The sequence below is a fragment of the Acidovorax sp. AC410 genome (assembly GCF_979253235.1).
In genome coordinates, this window is sequence record NZ_CEEDCG010000001.1 from 3,631,292 (window position 1) to 3,646,103 (window position 14,812).

At 67.9% G+C, this 14,812-nt stretch carries 13 protein-coding genes; 2 read left to right on the forward strand and 11 right to left on the reverse strand.

The annotated features are described in order from the left end of the window. Positions 1–105 precede the first annotated feature (105 nt). The 7 genes from AC0IZS_RS16895 to AC0IZS_RS16925 all read right to left on the reverse strand — a co-directional run bounded on the left by AC0IZS_RS16895 (position 106) and on the right by AC0IZS_RS16925 (position 4,987). Positions 106–936, reverse strand: a complete 831-nt coding sequence (locus AC0IZS_RS16895) for a LytR/AlgR family response regulator transcription factor (RefSeq protein ID WP_471636658.1) — start codon at positions 934–936, stop codon at positions 106–108. Beyond that, a complete protein-coding gene (locus AC0IZS_RS16900; RefSeq protein ID WP_471639541.1) occupies positions 933–1,997 on the reverse strand; it encodes a sensor histidine kinase in 1,065 nt (354 codons plus the stop codon). Before AC0IZS_RS16900 ends, AC0IZS_RS16895 begins: the two co-directional genes overlap by 4 nt. 21 nt (positions 1,998–2,018) lie before the next feature. Beyond that, on the reverse strand, positions 2,019–2,315 hold the full coding sequence (locus AC0IZS_RS16905; RefSeq protein WP_471636659.1) for a 2TM domain-containing protein: 297 nt from the start codon (positions 2,313–2,315) through the stop codon (positions 2,019–2,021). A gap of 33 nt (positions 2,316–2,348) precedes the next feature. Beyond that, positions 2,349–3,413, reverse strand: a complete 1,065-nt coding sequence (locus tag AC0IZS_RS16910; protein WP_471636660.1) for an alpha/beta hydrolase family protein — start codon at positions 3,411–3,413, stop codon at positions 2,349–2,351. A 24-nt stretch (positions 3,414–3,437) separates the two neighbouring features. After that, positions 3,438–3,734: a 2TM domain-containing protein gene (locus AC0IZS_RS16915; protein WP_471636661.1), complete on the reverse strand. Its 297-nt coding sequence runs from the start codon at positions 3,732–3,734 to the stop codon at positions 3,438–3,440. A 41-nt stretch (positions 3,735–3,775) separates the two neighbouring features. Beyond that, positions 3,776–4,351, reverse strand: a complete 576-nt coding sequence (locus AC0IZS_RS16920; RefSeq protein ID WP_471636662.1) for a DUF6622 family protein — start codon at positions 4,349–4,351, stop codon at positions 3,776–3,778. Between the two features lie 225 nt (positions 4,352–4,576). Continuing rightward, positions 4,577–4,987 (reverse strand): DUF2306 domain-containing protein, encoded by a 411-nt coding sequence (locus AC0IZS_RS16925; RefSeq protein WP_471636663.1) that lies wholly within the window; start codon positions 4,985–4,987, stop codon positions 4,577–4,579. Between the two features lie 207 nt (positions 4,988–5,194). Here AC0IZS_RS16925 and AC0IZS_RS16930 point away from each other — a divergent pair, with 207 nt between their 5' ends. Next, positions 5,195–6,019: an undecaprenyl-diphosphate phosphatase gene (locus AC0IZS_RS16930; RefSeq protein WP_471636664.1), complete on the forward strand. Its 825-nt coding sequence runs from the start codon at positions 5,195–5,197 to the stop codon at positions 6,017–6,019. A gap of 135 nt (positions 6,020–6,154) precedes the next feature. Beyond that, on the forward strand, positions 6,155–7,483 hold the full coding sequence (locus tag AC0IZS_RS16935; RefSeq protein ID WP_471636665.1) for a diguanylate cyclase domain-containing protein: 1,329 nt from the start codon (positions 6,155–6,157) through the stop codon (positions 7,481–7,483). Positions 7,484–7,538: 55 nt separating this feature from the next. Here AC0IZS_RS16935 and AC0IZS_RS16940 read toward each other — a convergent pair whose 3' ends face one another. From AC0IZS_RS16940 to AC0IZS_RS16955, 4 genes are all read right to left on the reverse strand, one after another. Next, positions 7,539–9,044, reverse strand: a complete 1,506-nt coding sequence (locus AC0IZS_RS16940; protein WP_471636666.1) for an FAD-binding oxidoreductase — start codon at positions 9,042–9,044, stop codon at positions 7,539–7,541. A gap of 104 nt (positions 9,045–9,148) precedes the next feature. Continuing rightward, positions 9,149–10,942: a diguanylate cyclase domain-containing protein gene (locus AC0IZS_RS16945; protein ID WP_471636667.1), complete on the reverse strand. Its 1,794-nt coding sequence runs from the start codon at positions 10,940–10,942 to the stop codon at positions 9,149–9,151. A gap of 2 nt (positions 10,943–10,944) precedes the next feature. Then, positions 10,945–12,705 (reverse strand): diguanylate cyclase domain-containing protein, encoded by a 1,761-nt coding sequence (locus tag AC0IZS_RS16950; protein WP_471636668.1) that lies wholly within the window; start codon positions 12,703–12,705, stop codon positions 10,945–10,947. Positions 12,706–12,987: 282 nt separating this feature from the next. After that, entirely contained in the window at positions 12,988–14,724 is a 1,737-nt protein-coding gene (locus AC0IZS_RS16955; RefSeq protein ID WP_471636669.1) for a diguanylate cyclase domain-containing protein, read from the reverse strand. Positions 14,725–14,812 lie beyond the last annotated feature (88 nt).

Here is a 14,812-nt window from a genome sequence, read left to right on the forward strand (position 1 = left end):
AAGCCGCGTGGCGGCCCGACCAACGCATGAACCTGTCACGCCCTTGTGGCGTGTACACCCGGCCCCGATTTTACCAGACCGCGCACGCGCGGCCCGCAGCTGACTCTACATGGCCTTGAACAGGTGCGCGTAGAGCCGGCTCACGGCCAGCTTCTCGGGGCGGCCCGAGAGCGCCAGGTGCAGCTTGCCGGCCTCGTCGCGCGTCACGGTGGTGATGGCGCTGGCGCGCACCAGGGTGCTGCGGTGGATCTGCCAGAACACGCTGGTGTCCAGTTGCTCCGTGAGCTCCTTGAGCGGCGTGCGGATCAGGAACTCGCGCCCGGCGGTGAGCACGCGCACGTACTTGTCGGCGGCCTCGAAGTACAGCACCTCGGCCACCGGCACCATGTGGATCTGGCTGCCGCTGCTGGCCTGGATGAGCGTGAGCGGCCCGGCGGCTGCGGGGGCGCTGGCCGGCGCCGCGGCCGCCACCCCGGGGGCCGCCAGCAGGTGGCGCAATTGGGCCATGGTGGCTTCGAGTGCATTGGCCGCGGGGGCCTGGGCGGCCAGGGCCTGCTGCAGCTTCTGCACGGTTTTCTGCAGCCGCACGGCCTGCACCGGCTTGAGCAGGTAGTCCACGGCTTGCGCCTCGAAGGCCTGCACGGCGTACTGGTCGTAGGCCGTCACGAACACCAGGGCCGGGAAAGGCCTGTCCCCAGGCCAGGCGTCGGCCAGTTCCACGGCGGCATCCAGACCGCTCTGGCCTGGCATGCGGATGTCGAAAAACAGCACCTCGGGCTGCAGCGCCAGCGCCTGGCGCACGGCCGAGAGGCCATCGCCCACGGTGGCGGCGACCTGCAGTTCCGGCCAGGCGCGGGCCAGCTCCTGCTGCAGCGCTGCCGCCAGCAGGGGTTCGTCTTCGGCGATCAGGGCGCGCGGAGCGGCGGTGGTGTTCATACGGGGGTGCTCAGGGGGTAGGTGATGGTGGCACGCGTGCCCTTGGGCGTGTTCGCCGCCAGCACGAAGTGGCCGGCCGCGCCATGCAGCGTGGCCAGGCGCTCGCGTACCTGGGTCAGCCCGAAGCTGGTGCCCGGTGCCGTGGCGGCGGCGGGGGAGAGGGTGCCCAACCCCGCGCCGGTGTCGCTCACCTCCAGCACCAGCAGTGTCTTGCCCGCAGGGCCGGCCTGCGTGCGCGCCTGCACGGTGATGTGGCCGCCCTCCACCTGGGGCTCCAGCCCGTGGCGGATCGCGTTTTCCACCAGCGGCTGCAGCAGCAGCGGGGGCACAGGCACCTCGCGCAGGGCGTCGGGCAGGTCCAGCGTGTAGGCCAGGCGCGGGCCCATGCGCACGGCCATGAGCTCCAGGTAGTCGGCCAGGCGCTGGAACTCGTCGGCCAGCGGGTGCCGGGTGCTGCGCGATGCGCTCAGCGTGGCACGCAGGTAGGCGATCATGCGGTCCAGCATGTCCTGTGCGCGCACTGGGTCGGTGCCGATCAGCATGCGCAGGTTGGCCAGGGTGTTGAACAGCATGTGGGGCTCGAGCTGCGTCTCCAGCAGCTTGAGCTGGGCTTCGGTGGCCTGGCTGTGTACCTCGGTCATGCGCGCCTGCATCCAGGCGCTCTTGCCATTCACATAGAAGTAGTAGCAGATGACGGTCCCCGCCACCACGGTGATGCCGATGGAGATGCGCAACTGTGCGCGCCCCGCGCTGTCCCAGGACGAGACGCCGCACCACCAGTCTGCCAGCAGGGTGCCGCCCAGGTAGCCGAGCACGATGCCCACCAGGGGCAGTGCGAAGCCGGCGACGCCCTTGGGCCAGCCGTACTCCTCGCTGGAGGAAAACAGGTGGCGGCCAAAATCGACCAGCGCCCAGGTCAGCGTACCGATGGCCAGCGAGTAGGTGGCCGGTATGTAGTAGGGCTTGTCGGGTCGGAAGGCGTACTGGATACCGGAGACCGCCAGACAGAAGGCCAGGGTCTGCAGCAGGCGCTGCAGTTTGTCGAGCCAGTCGATCTTCATGGCGGGATCGTTCACGCCACCTCAGTGGCCGTCGCGCTGGCGCAGCAGGCGCTCGCGCTCCTTCTGCACCATGCGTTCGCGCAGGCCGCTGCCGGTGCCCAGAACGAACACCGAAACGCCGTGCAGCGCCAGCCCCAGCCCCCAGCCCAGCAGCGGGTACACCGACCAGGGGCGGTTGCCGAAGCCGTAGCGCGATAGGGAGAACACGATCAGGTTGACCACCACGTACAGGACGGCATGCATGTACCAGCCGAGCTTGGCGCCGGCGCGTTTGCGGGCGAGTTTCTCGATGGCTTCAGGGGTCAGGGGTTCAGTCATGGATGGGGTGATTCTAGGCTGCAGCGCGGCGCGCTACGGGGCCTTGGCCTGCACGGGCGCAGGCACCTGCAGCTGCTGTTCGAAGTAGCGCACGATCTTCGTGTCCACCGCGCGCATCTGGCCGCGGTCGAAGCCGGGCGGGTCGCCCAGCAGGCGCACGGCCAGGTCGGGCATGCGCGAGAGCGGCGGCTGGGGCGAGAGCAGGGCGCCGTGGCCGGCATCGGGCAGGGCGGCGAGCACGGTGCAGCGCTCGGCGCAGGAGGCGATCACCCGGTCGCTGTGAAAGCGCGGCACCAGCCACAGATCCTTGCCGGCAGTGATCAGCGCCAGCGGCACCCGGGGCCGGGCCAGCGACTCCATGTCGAAGTCCGCCGCGGCCGGCACGCCCGACACCAAGGCCGCGATGCGCGGCTCCTCGTGCGTGTACCAGGTGGTGTCCTCATAGCGCTGGCGGATCACGCCCAGGGCCACGCTTTTCTTCACGCCATCGAGGAAATTGCCCTTGAGCTCAGTGAACAGGCCCACGCAGGTGGCAAAGTCGTCGGCGATGTGGGCCTCGCAGTGCTGCTTGAACAGGGCCGGGGACCAGCGACCGCCCGCCAGGCTCAGCGCCGTGTGGCCGCCGGCGGACATGCCGTACATGCCGACCCGGTCGAGCGAGAGCAGGGGCGCCAGCGCAGTGTCCCTGGCCAGGGCGTCGATGGCGCGGGAGACTTCGGCGGGGCGCTTCTTCCAGCTGTCGGGCCCGGGCTTGGAAGGGTCCTTGGCATTGTCACCCGCATGCTCGGGCATGGCCACCACGAAGCCGGCGGACACCAGTGCGCGTGCGAGGTCCGAATACACCCAGGGGTTGCCCCCCGAACCGTGCGAGACCACGACCAGCCGGCCGTTGCCCGCCACCGGTGCGCCCTGCCAGGCGAGCTGCAGGTTGAACGGGCCGCGCTGCAGGGACTGGTCGGCGGCACTGCTGGGGTAGTACACGGTGACCGGGCCATCGCCCTGCAGTCCGGCGATCTCCTTGAGGCCGACCCCTGCCTGGGCCAGGCTGGCGGTCAGGGCGAGCAGGCCGGCCCATGCCAGGTGGATGGATTGGTGCATGGTTATTGTCTCCTTGGCCCGCGTTCAGGGACGGTTGTTGTTCTGGGCGATGCGCTCGCGCTCGGATTGGACCAAGCGTTCGTGCCAGCTCGAACCACCGGTCAGGAAAAACACCACCATGCCGTGCACCAGCAGGCCGATGCCCCAGCCAGCGGCCGGGAATACTGCCCAGTGCCGGCCGCTGGACAGCGACAGCGATACCAGCAGCAGGTTGACCAGCACATACACGGTGGCGTGGATGAACCAGCCCAGCTTGGCGCCGGCGCGCCGGCGGGCCAAGTTTTCGATGGGGTCGCTCGACAGGGGGTAGCGGCGGGACATGGTGGATCTCCTTGGAATGCGGGTGGCTGGGCAAGTACGGATCAGGCGGTGGCGGGAGCGGATGCGGCGGTTGCGGCCTGGGGCGCCAGGGCCATGCGCCACAGGCGGGCCGAGCGGGCGATGAACAGGCCGTTGAACACGCCGTAGAGCGCGGCGATCTGCAGGTCGAAGGTGGCGTCATGCGCCAGGGCGGGTTGCATGGCCATCTCGATGCCGACCAGGTACTTGGTCAAAAAGATGCCCAGGATCAGCAGCAGGGGCAGCGGGCTGCCGGGCAGCTGGAAGCTGCGCGAGGCGGCGAGGTACTGCGTGCGGGCCGGGGTGGCGGGCATCAGCGCCAGGGCGATGGTGGCCACGACGGCGGCCGCGGCCAGCCACGCGGCCAGGGCGCCCAGCACCTGGCCCGAGCTGCCGAAGGCCGACACCAGCCCGTAGACCGAGAACAGGGTCATGGCCACGGGCATCACGGCCACGCGGGTCAGGCTGGCGGTGCGGGCCACCAACTGGCTCGCACCCAGGGCGATGAGTCCGGCGAGCAGGCCCCAGACCCAGGTGGGGGTCTTCTGCAGGACGGTGCCAAGCGCTTCGGGGTGGTGGATGAGGAGGTCGATGATCATGGTGGTGTGCTCCGGTGAAGGGGGAAAGTTCGTGTCGATGGGAGGAATTGGCGTATCAGTTATCCATTGCGCTGCGCGCCACTCGCGACGTATGAAACCGGCGCGGCCAAGGCCAGTGCCCCCGCGCAAGGGCCGCCCCGCCGCGCTGGGGGCGTCCCCCTCCCAGATTGCGCAGCAATATGAGAGAGGGGTGAAGGCGCGAAGCGACTCAGGGGGTGTTTCACTTCAGGCGATGCCGAACTGGCTCCAGAGCCATTGGCCGAGCAGGCGGTTGGGCAGCAGGGTGAAGGCGCCTGCCACCAGGCAGGAGCCGACGTAGGTGCCCTGCATGATCCGGCGGTGCGCCGTCACATTGCCGCGCACCAGGAAGTAAAACGACAGGGCGATCAGGCCCAGGGTGATGGGAACCAGCAGGTGGATCACGCCAAAGCCTGCCAGGCGAGGGCCCTTGTCGCCGCTGATGAACACGGCCGACAGGGCGACAGCCACCATCAGCGTGACCCAGGCATAGCCGGCGGCGCGGTGCAGGCGGGGGCGCTGGTCGCGGCCCCTGCGGGCCCACAGGGCCAGCGGGCCGATGGCAACGGCAGCCAGCGCGGCGGCCATGTGGATGGCGATGACGGGGGTGATCTGCATGGTGGGGCTCCTGGGGGCAGGTTTCAGCGATGGGCGTACTGTGCCGATCGCCTCCCGGGCCTGCCACCGGCCTGCGATGAAATGCAGGTGCAATGGAGCGAAATGCAGCGGACCGGAGTGGAGTGCAAGTGTTCTGGCGCCCGGCGGAAGCGGGCGGCCAGGGATAATCGGCACTTTTTGCAGGCCCTCCAGGGCCAAAGGACGCGCGTGGACCTCGTTTTGCTGGCCAAGGCCGCCCTCATGGGCGTGGTCGAAGGCCTGACCGAATTTCTCCCCATCTCATCCACCGGCCACCTGATCCTGGCGGGCTCCCTGCTCGGCTTCGACGATGCCAAGGCCAAGGTGTTCGACATCGCCATCCAGACCGGCGCCATCTTCGCGGTCATCCTGGTGTACTGGCAGAAGATCCGTTCCACCCTGGTGGCGCTGCCGCGCGAGCGCAGCGCGCAGCGCCTGGTGCTCAACGTGCTCATCGGATTTTTGCCGGCGGTGGTGCTGGGCCTGCTGCTGGGCAAGGCCATCAAGGCGCACCTGTTCATCCCGGTGGTGGTGGCCAGCACCTTCATCCTGGGCGGCTTCGTGATCCTGTGGGCCGAAAAGCGCCCGGCGGGCGCCACGCGCATCCACGAGGTGGACGACATGAGCCCGCTGGACGCGCTCAAGGTTGGCCTGGTGCAGTGCCTGGCCATGGTGCCGGGCACCAGCCGCAGCGGTGCCACCATCATCGGCGGCATGCTGCTCGGGCTGTCGCGCAAGGCGGCCACGGATTTCTCCTTCTTCCTGGCCATGCCCACCCTGATCGGTGCCGGGGTGTACAGCCTGTACAAGGAGCGCGCCCTGTTGTCGGTGGCCGACATCCCGATGTTCGCCACCGGACTGGTGTTCTCGTTCTTCAGTGCCTGGCTGTGCGTGCGCTGGCTGCTGCGCTACATCAGCAGCCACAGCTTCGTACCGTTTGCCTACTACCGCATCGTGTTCGGCATGGTGGTGCTGATCACCGCCTGGGGCGGGTGGGTGCGCTGGGCCGAGTAGCGGGCTCAGGGCATGCCGCGGCCATGTAAGGGTGGCTAAGGTGATAAGCTGTAACTTGTGGTTGCGCTGTCTGCCAGCGCCTACCGTGCCTTCGCTTGGCCTACAGATGATCCTTGCCCCCGGGACTTTCGCCACATGACGCCAGATGAGCCAGAAAGATTTCGCCGCCGTGCCAGGCACACCGACTGGTCCAAGGAGGAGTTGCTTGAGCTGATCACGAAGAGTGCGGGCGCTACCCTGGCCGCGGTGGACCGGGGCCTGCAGATGGTCTATGTGAACGAGGAGTACGCGCGCTGGTTCGGCAGCACGCCCGAGCGCCTCGTGGGCAAGACCATCATCGACCTCTACGGTGAAAGCGATGCGGCGCGCTTCATGCCCTTTGTCGAGCGCGTGCTCAGTGGTGAGCGGGTGCAGTACCAGCGCCTGCTGCGCACCCCGTACGGCTTCGACGAATGGCGCACGATCTGCCTGACGCCCTGGCCAGCCCGCAATGGCGTCATCGACGGCTTCATCACCACCGCGCTCGACGTGCATGAGCTGCAGGTCACCATGAACGCCTTGCGTGCCGCCAACCAGCGGCTGTCGTCGCACATGGAAAACAGCCCCCTGGCGGTGCTGGAGATGGACCAGGACCTGCGCCTGCTGCACTGCTCGCAGCGGGCGGTTCAACTGATGGGCTGGCTCCCCGTGGCGCACCTGGAGGGGCGATCACTCACCCAGTTGCTGGGTCACACCTCGGACGAAGGCCTGCACGAGGCTCTGCAGCGCCTGCAGGAAGGCCAGGAGGCGCAGAACCGGGCAGAGACCTCCTTCACGCGCCAGGATGGCTCCGAGGTGCATTGTGAGTGGTTCAACTCCGCGCTGACCGATGCCGAGGGGCGGGTGACCTCCATCATGGCCCTGGTGCAGGATGTCTCGGCCAAGATACAGATCGCGCGCCAGCAGCAGTACCTGGCCAACCACGATTCACTGACGGGCCTGTACAACCGCGCGGCCTTCCACAGCCGCCTCGAACAATCGCTGGCCCAGGTGCGCCACAGCGCAGGCTCGGTAGCGCTGCTGTTCATCGACCTCGACGGCTTCAAGCGCGTCAACGACACGGAAGGCCACCGGACAGGGGACGAAGTGTTGCGCACGGTAGCCCAGCGGCTCTCTTCCATGGTGCGGGCGGGCGACACCATCGCCCGACTGGGCGGCGACGAGTTCCTGGTCATGCTCGACCGCGAGGTCACGCGCGACGTGACCGATGGCATCGGACAGCGCATCCTCGACGCGCTACAGGAACCCATGTGGGTGGAGGGCCGCGAGCTGCGCATCGGTGCCAGCATCGGCGTGGCGGTGCATCCCCCGCTGGAAGGGGAGACCGATGCCCTCATGAACCGCGCCGACCAGGCGATGTACGCCGCCAAGCGCGCGGGCAAGGGGCGGCTGCACTACGCGCAACGGGAGCTGCAGCAGACCTGATGAAGCATGCTCCTGGAGGCCCGCCCTGCTGCGGGCATCTCAGGGCGTGGCTGGGCTACTCTTCCTTCCTCGGCAGGCGAATGCTCTGCTGGAATTTGAAGAAATTGGTCGGGTCGTATTCCTGCTTGGCCTGCTGCAGGGTAGGGTAGGCTGGGCCGAAGTAGGCGGTTTCGAAATCCTGCAGGCTGGCATCGGGGTAGTTCTGGTACACATGCCCGTTCAGGAAGGGTTGCACCAGCTTCATGAAACCGGCCAGCCAGGCTTCGGTCTGTGCGCGCTCTGCCGGATTGCGCCAGAACACGTCCACCACCAGGTCGGCGTCCACGCGGCGGTGGATGAAGGCGCTGGCCTCGATGGGGTAGCGGTTGATGGCGCCGCCGTAGGGCTCCAGGTAGGCCAGCGACCACTGGTTGGGCGAGGTGAGGAAGTAGTCGATGATGGACTGCCAGTCCGCCGTGGTGAGCGGGCGGCTGATGTAGCCCGAGGCCTTGCTCTCGGCAATGCCGTCGGGCAGGTTGTCGGGCAGTGAATAGGGGTGGTCTTCAAGCCAGATGTTCATGTCCGGGTAGGTGCCAGTCTGGTCCACCAGCAACTGGGCGCTGGGGATGGCCATCAAGGAGGCAATCGCATGCATTCCGGCCTCGCGCGTGCCGCAGAACATGCCCTGCACCATGGCCACCGGCTTGCCGCCGTAGTAGCCCAGGTTCATCATGTAGCCCAGGGCGTCGGGCGCACCGCTCTGCATGTAACGCTGCTGCATCATGGTCAGCACGTTGGCGGCCTCTGACATGTCCCAGCCGATGGACCAGGCCCACACCGTGTCCAGCGGCACCATGCTGTAGGTGACCTGCAGCAGCACGCCGAAGTTGCCGCCCGTGCCGCCACGCATGGACCAGTACAGCAGCGGGTTTTCGCTTTCGCTGGCCGTGACGATGCTGCCGTCGGCCAGTGCCACGCGCAGGGATTCCACCATGTCGCTCTGGATGCCGTAGCGCCGCGAGGTATAGCCGTAGCCCCCGCCCTGCACGAAGCCGCCAACGCACACGCTGCCGCAGGCGCCGGTGGGCACGTGCCAGCCGGTGTGGTTCATGGCCCCGTTGAAGTGGTCGAAGTCGGTGCCGGGCCGCACGTACACGCGCTGGTTCGGCGGGTCCAGCACCACGCCCTTGATGTCGCTCAGGTCGATCACCATGCCGTTGTTGACCGAGTAGCCGGCCGTGCTGTGCCCGCCGCAGCGCACGGCCACGGGCACCTTGTACTTGCGCGCCACGGCCAGGCATTCGAGCACGTCGTTCTCGACCGCGCAGTAGACGATGATCTTGGGAAACGACTGGAAGGCGGGGTTCGATTCCTGGCGGTCCTCGTCGTAGGTGGGGCTCGACGGCAGCACCACCCGGCCCACCAGCATGTGCTCCAGATGGGCCAGCGATTCCAGCGCGATCGCGGTGTCGGATGTCTCGCCGGTGTCCCCCGCCGCATCGGCTGCCGAGGCGGCAAGGGCATGGAATTGCGCGACACGCGCAGCTTTGGCAATGCGGGCGGGACTTTTGCGATGGGCCATGGCACAGGGTCCGTTGGGAAGTTGCGAGGCCTCCTGTGTAACGGAACGCGCACCATTTGACCAGCAATGGATTCCCCAGGTGCCATGCGCCCCGGCGCGGCTGCCTATGCCGACGAAAGTGCCAGGTCCCCGGTATTGCGGCGCAGGCAGAACTTGCCGCTCTGCTTGCCGCTGTACATGGCCGCGTCCGCGAGCTTGAGCAGCCCGGCGGCATCGCTGCTGTCGTTGGGGGCAATGGCATAGCCGACGGTCAGGCCCACATGGACCTGGATGCTCCCCAGCGAAAAGGGCAGGCGAAAGGCATCGAGCAGCTTGAGCCCCAGCTCCTGCGCCTGCTGGGGGCTTCCCAGGTGCCCGGCCATCACCACGAATTCATCGCCGCCCAGGCGCGCGACCACGTCGCTTTGCCGCACATGGCCCTGCAGGCGGCGTGTGACGGCCACCAGCAGCTCGTCGCCGACATCGTGGCCGTGCTGGTCGTTCACGGGCTTGAAGCCATCGAGGTCCATCATGTAGACCGCCAGCAGCTCGCTCTTGCTGCAGCGGGGCAGGGCGGCGGCCAGGGCCATGTTCAGCCCCCGGCGGTTGGGCAGGCCGGTGAGCGGGTCGGTGTGGGCCAGCGAGTGCATGGCATCGCGCTCGCGGTTGGCATGCAGGGCCTCCAACTGCAGGGCGTGCGTGCGCAGGCCTAGCACGCGCATGAACAACAGCATGTCGATGGTGGCGCCGAACTGGAAAGAGTGCAGCGTCCAGAAATTGACCGGCACCCAGCCGTTGATGACGCCGATCATGACGGCCGTGGTCACGAAATAGATCAGCCAGGCCGCCAGCAGGCTGGTGCCCACCCCGTCGCCTGCGATGGCCTTGCGCACCGCGCCAGGGATGCCCATGAGCGCGGGCACCAGGCCCAGGATGCTCACGATCGCGGCAATGGCGCGCGTGCTCAGCACGTCCAGGCTGTAGGCCAGGCCGAGCAGCACGCACAGTGCAGCGCCACCGCGCATGGTGCGCAGGAAGCGGCTCTTGGGCTGGTCGCCGGCAAGTGCCTGGCTGATGAACAGAAACGACCCACAGGTCGCCAGCAGGGCCGACAGCCCCGCGGCATGCTCGGTGAACCACAGGCTGTTGCTCCACAGGTATTGCCGGCCGATGCCGAACAGGTGCAGCGAGAACATCAGGCTGCCCGTGATCAGCATCGCATAGAAGATGAACAGCGGCTCGCGCAGGCTGGTCCACTGGGCCAGGCTGTAGATCAGCAGGCACAGCGCCAGGCCCGTGAGCACGCCCTGCAGCATCTGCTCGTCCACCGCCGTGGCGAGCATGGCCGACGATTTGTTGAGCGTGATCGGCAGGATCATGGCCGCCCGGGTTTCCACGCGCATCAGCAACTCGTACTGCTGGCCGGGCAAAAATTCGAGCGCTACCGCATGTGAGCGGCTTTGCAACGGGCGCTCCGAATAAGGCTGCAGGCTGCCCAGAACCACGTGCTTGGTCACATGGCCGGCACTGAGCACGTAGACGTCGATGCGGTTGAGGTCCGGGTGGTTGACGTCCAGTGTCCAGCGCCCGTCGGAAGTGAGGTGCACCAGCAGCGGGGCGCGCAGCCAGATGGCGTCCGAGCGCACACCCAGCGTGGCGCCCTTGGATGGGGGTGCCACGAAATCACCCGCGCGCGCCAGCACTTCTTCCAGTCCCAGCTTGAGCGTGGGGTCCGAGAGCATTCGGACTGCAGGCCACAGCTCCACGGATGCCTTGCTGTCGTGCAGCACCAGGGGCTCTGCCGAATGGGCCTTGCCGGCGCCCGCCAGCATGCCCAGCAGCAAGCATGCCGCGACCAGCCAGAACCTGCGCAATGCGGGCAGCGGGTGGGTGGATGGGCGGTGTGCGACGGCTTGCATGGTCAGGATGCGAGTGCCATGGGGCCGTCACCGCGCAGCAGGCAGTGCTTGCCGGCCTGCTTGCCCCTGTACATGGCGGCGTCGGCCTTGGCGATGAGTTCGCGCACATCCTTGCCGTCGAAGGGGGCTACCACGTAGCCGATGGTCAGGCCTACATGCACGCGCAGGTTGCGCAGCGTGAACGGCTCGCGGAACGCATGCAGCAGGCCTTCGCCGATCTCCCGGGCCTGTTCGGGCCGGGCGAGCTCGGGGGCCAGGATGATGAACTCGTCGCCACCAGGGCGCGCCACCACGTCGGTCTGGCGCCGCACGTTGTCTCGCAGCCGGTTGCCCACCGCCACCAGCAGGTCATCGCCCACGTCATGGCCATGCATGTCGTTGACGGGCTTGAAACCGTCCAGGTCCAGCAGGAACACCGCCACCATGCGGTCGGGCGCGCATTGCTGGAGTGCAGAGTTCAGCGCGATCTGCATGCCGCGGCGGTTGGGCAGGCCGGTGAGCGGGTCGGTGTGGGCCAGCGAGCGCATGGCATCGCGCTCGCGCAGGGCATCGAGCGTGGCCTTGCGCAATGCTTCCGAGCGCAGCCCCAGCACGCGCAGGAAGAGCAGCATGTCCACCGTGGCTCCGAACTGGAAGGCGTGCAGGGTCCAGAAGTTTGCGGGCACCAGTCCTTGGCTCAGTGCACCGATGGTGCCGGCACCGACGGCATACACGGTCCAGGCCACCAGCAGCGTGCCGCCGACAGGGTTACCGTGGCGCGCCTGGCGCAGTGCAGCAGGAATGCTCAGCACCGTGGGCAGCAGACCGAAAAGGGCCATGTAGACGTTCGCCGTCCGCACGCTCAGCACGTCGAGGAGGAAGGCCAGGCACACCAGGATTGTGATCACGGCGCAGCCCTGCATGGTGCGCGCATACCGGCCTCGCGGTGCGTCGCTCGCCAGCGCATGGCCCAGGAAGAGGAAAGAGCCCGCCAGCGCCAGCAACCCCGCGATGATGGCCGAGTGCCCCTCCATCCAGGCATTGCCAGGCCACAGGAACTGCACGCCGATGCCGAAGAACTGCAGGGAGAACGTCGCGCTGCCGAACACCACCAGCGCGTAGTAGGCGAACAGGCGGTCACGTTGCCCTACCCACTGCAGCAGGCTGTACAGCAGCAGCCAGAAGGCCAGTCCGTTGAGCAGGCCTTGCAGCATCTGCTCGCGCAGCGCCAATTTCAGCCGGTGGGGCATTTCGCTGACCGTGATGGGAAGGGTCATTGGCCCCAGGGTGCGCACGCGGATCAGGACGTCGTAGTGCTGCCCCGGCTGCAAGTCAAGTGCCATGGCCGGAGTCCGGCTGGCGCCGGCCTCCTTGCCAGGCGCGCGTTGGTAGCCCTGCAGGGAGTGCTGGAGCACCTCGCCGTCCCGGGTCAGGTAAAAGTCCACCTCCAGCAGGGAGCTGTAATCGATGTTGACGATCCACTGGTTGGAGAAGGTGGCGGGCGTGACCAAGGGGAAATGCAGCCACATGGCCTCCGGGCGCAGGCCCAGCGCGCCGCCGCGACGGGCCGGCTCATCGAACCGGTCGAGCCTCCCCAGCATGTCCTGGACCGTGAGCTCACGCGAGGCATCGGCCTGCACCGTGATCACCTTCCAGGCGTCCAGGCTCTGGGCGTCGGGGCTGAGCACGAGCGGCGTGGCCGCGTGCACGGGCAGTGCCGGGAGCATGAGCAGGCACAGCGCCGCCACGGCGGCCACCGCCGCGTGGCGGGCCACCGAACGCATGAAACGGTGCAGCACACTCATCGATGGGCCGCCCCAGAGGTGGCCAGATGCCCAGGCCCTGCCTTGCGCCATCGGGGTGGCGGTGGCAGCCGGTGCCAGGCATCGGCAATGCAGGGGGACGAAGCGCTGGACATGGTTGTCAGGGGGCTGGGTGCATGCGCGGTGGCGGCAGGCCTGTAGGGCCGTTTGGTAGGCGGTGGCTACCCAGTATGCCTTCGGAATGCGGGACACGTGCACAAAGCATGCCGAGCAGGGGGGCGGGGCTCGTCAGGCGCATGGGGATCAGGCTGGCAGCGCCACGCTGGCTTCGTTGCGGACCAGGCAGTGCTTGCCGTTTTGCTTGCCCTTGTACATGGCGGCGTCGGCCAGGCGGATCAGCTCGCGGGGCTCGGCGGCATCGATGGGGGCCAGTGCATAGCCGATGGTCAGGCCCACATGCATCTGCAGATGGCTCATCACGAACGGCTCACGGAACGCGTGCAGCAGCGCATTGCCCAGGTCCTCGGCCTGCTCGGCGCGGACCAGGTCGGCGGCCATGATGATGAATTCGTCGCCACCCAGGCGCGCGACAACGTCCGTCTTGCGGCGCACGTGGTCCTGCAGCCGGTGACTCACGGCCACCAGCAGGTCGTCGCCCACGTCATGGCCGTGCAGATCGTTGATGGGCTTGAAGCCATCGAGGTCCAGCAGGTACACCGCCACCAGGCGGTTGGGCGCGCACAGGGAGATGGCCGAGTTCAGGGCCAGTTGCAGGCCGCGCCGGTTGGGCAGTCCCGTGAGCGCGTCGGTATAGGCCAGGGCCCGCATGGCGTCGCGCTCGCGCAGGGCATCGTCGGTGGCGGTGCGCAGCGCGTCGGTGCGCAGGGCCAGCACGCGCAGGAAGAGCAGCATGTCCACCGTGGCGCCGATCTGGAAGGAATGCAGGGTCCAAAACGACAGCGGGGCCCAGCCCTGCACCAGGCCCACCATCACGGCGGCCGCAACGAAGTAGGCGATCCAGGCGGCCAGCAGCGTCGTGCTCACGGTGTCGCCTTGGCGCACCCGCTTCAAGGCCAGCGGCAGGCTGATGAGCGAGGGCAGCGGGCCGAAGACGCTCAGGAAGGCGGTGGCTTGCCGGGTGTCGATCAGGTCGGTGAGAAAGGCGATGCCCACCAGGCCGCACAGCGTGGCCCCGCCCTGCATGATGCGCAGGAAGCGGCTGCGCGGATTGTCGCCCGCCAGCGCATAGCCCATGAACAGGAACGAAGCCCCCAGGGCCAGCAGCCCGGCGGAGCTGGCGGCATGGACCTCCATCCAATGGTTGTTGCTCCACAGGAATTGGCTGCCGATGCCGAAGAACTGGATCGAAAAGCCCGCGCTGCCCGTGACCAGCAGGGAGTAGAAGAGGAACAGCTTCTCACGCTGGCTGGCCCACTGGGTCAGGCTGTAGACCACCAGGCACAGGGCCAGGCCGGCCAACAGGCCCTGCAGCATCTGCTCGCGCAGGGCCAGCGGCAGGAGCACCTGGGCCTTGCTGATTGTCAGCGGCACGATCATCGCACCCCCGGTGCGCACGCGCACCAGCAGCTCGTAGTGCTGGCCGGGCTGCAGGTTCAACATCATCGATGGCGTGCGCCCGCGCAGCGGCCGATCGGAGAAGGGACGCAGATTGCCCATCAGGGCCTGCTGGACCACCGCGCCCTGCGATGTGAGGTAGACATCGACCTCGTTGAGCACGGGGTAGTCGATGCTCAGGATCCAGGGGAGGGCCGGTGCCTGGGCTACCGTCAGCGGCACGTGCAGCCACACCGCATCCTGGCGCACGCCCAGGGTTCCTTGTGCCCCTGTAGGGGGCGCGAACTCGGGCAGGCGCCCGATCATGTTCTGCACTGTCTGGTAGCGGCTGGCGTCGGGCAGCATGCGCACATGGGACCAGGCGTTCACTGAGGGCTGTTGGTCGTCCAGCACCAGCGGCTGAGCGGCCGGTGCTGCCGCTGCTGCCAGCGCCGGCCAGAGCAGGACCAGGGCCAGCCATGCCATCCACCGCCGCCATGCGCCGCGCCACGCAGGCGGCCGGCTCGCGTGTCCTGCCGACGTGCGGCGGGGAGCGGTGGGGTGGCGGGCCATG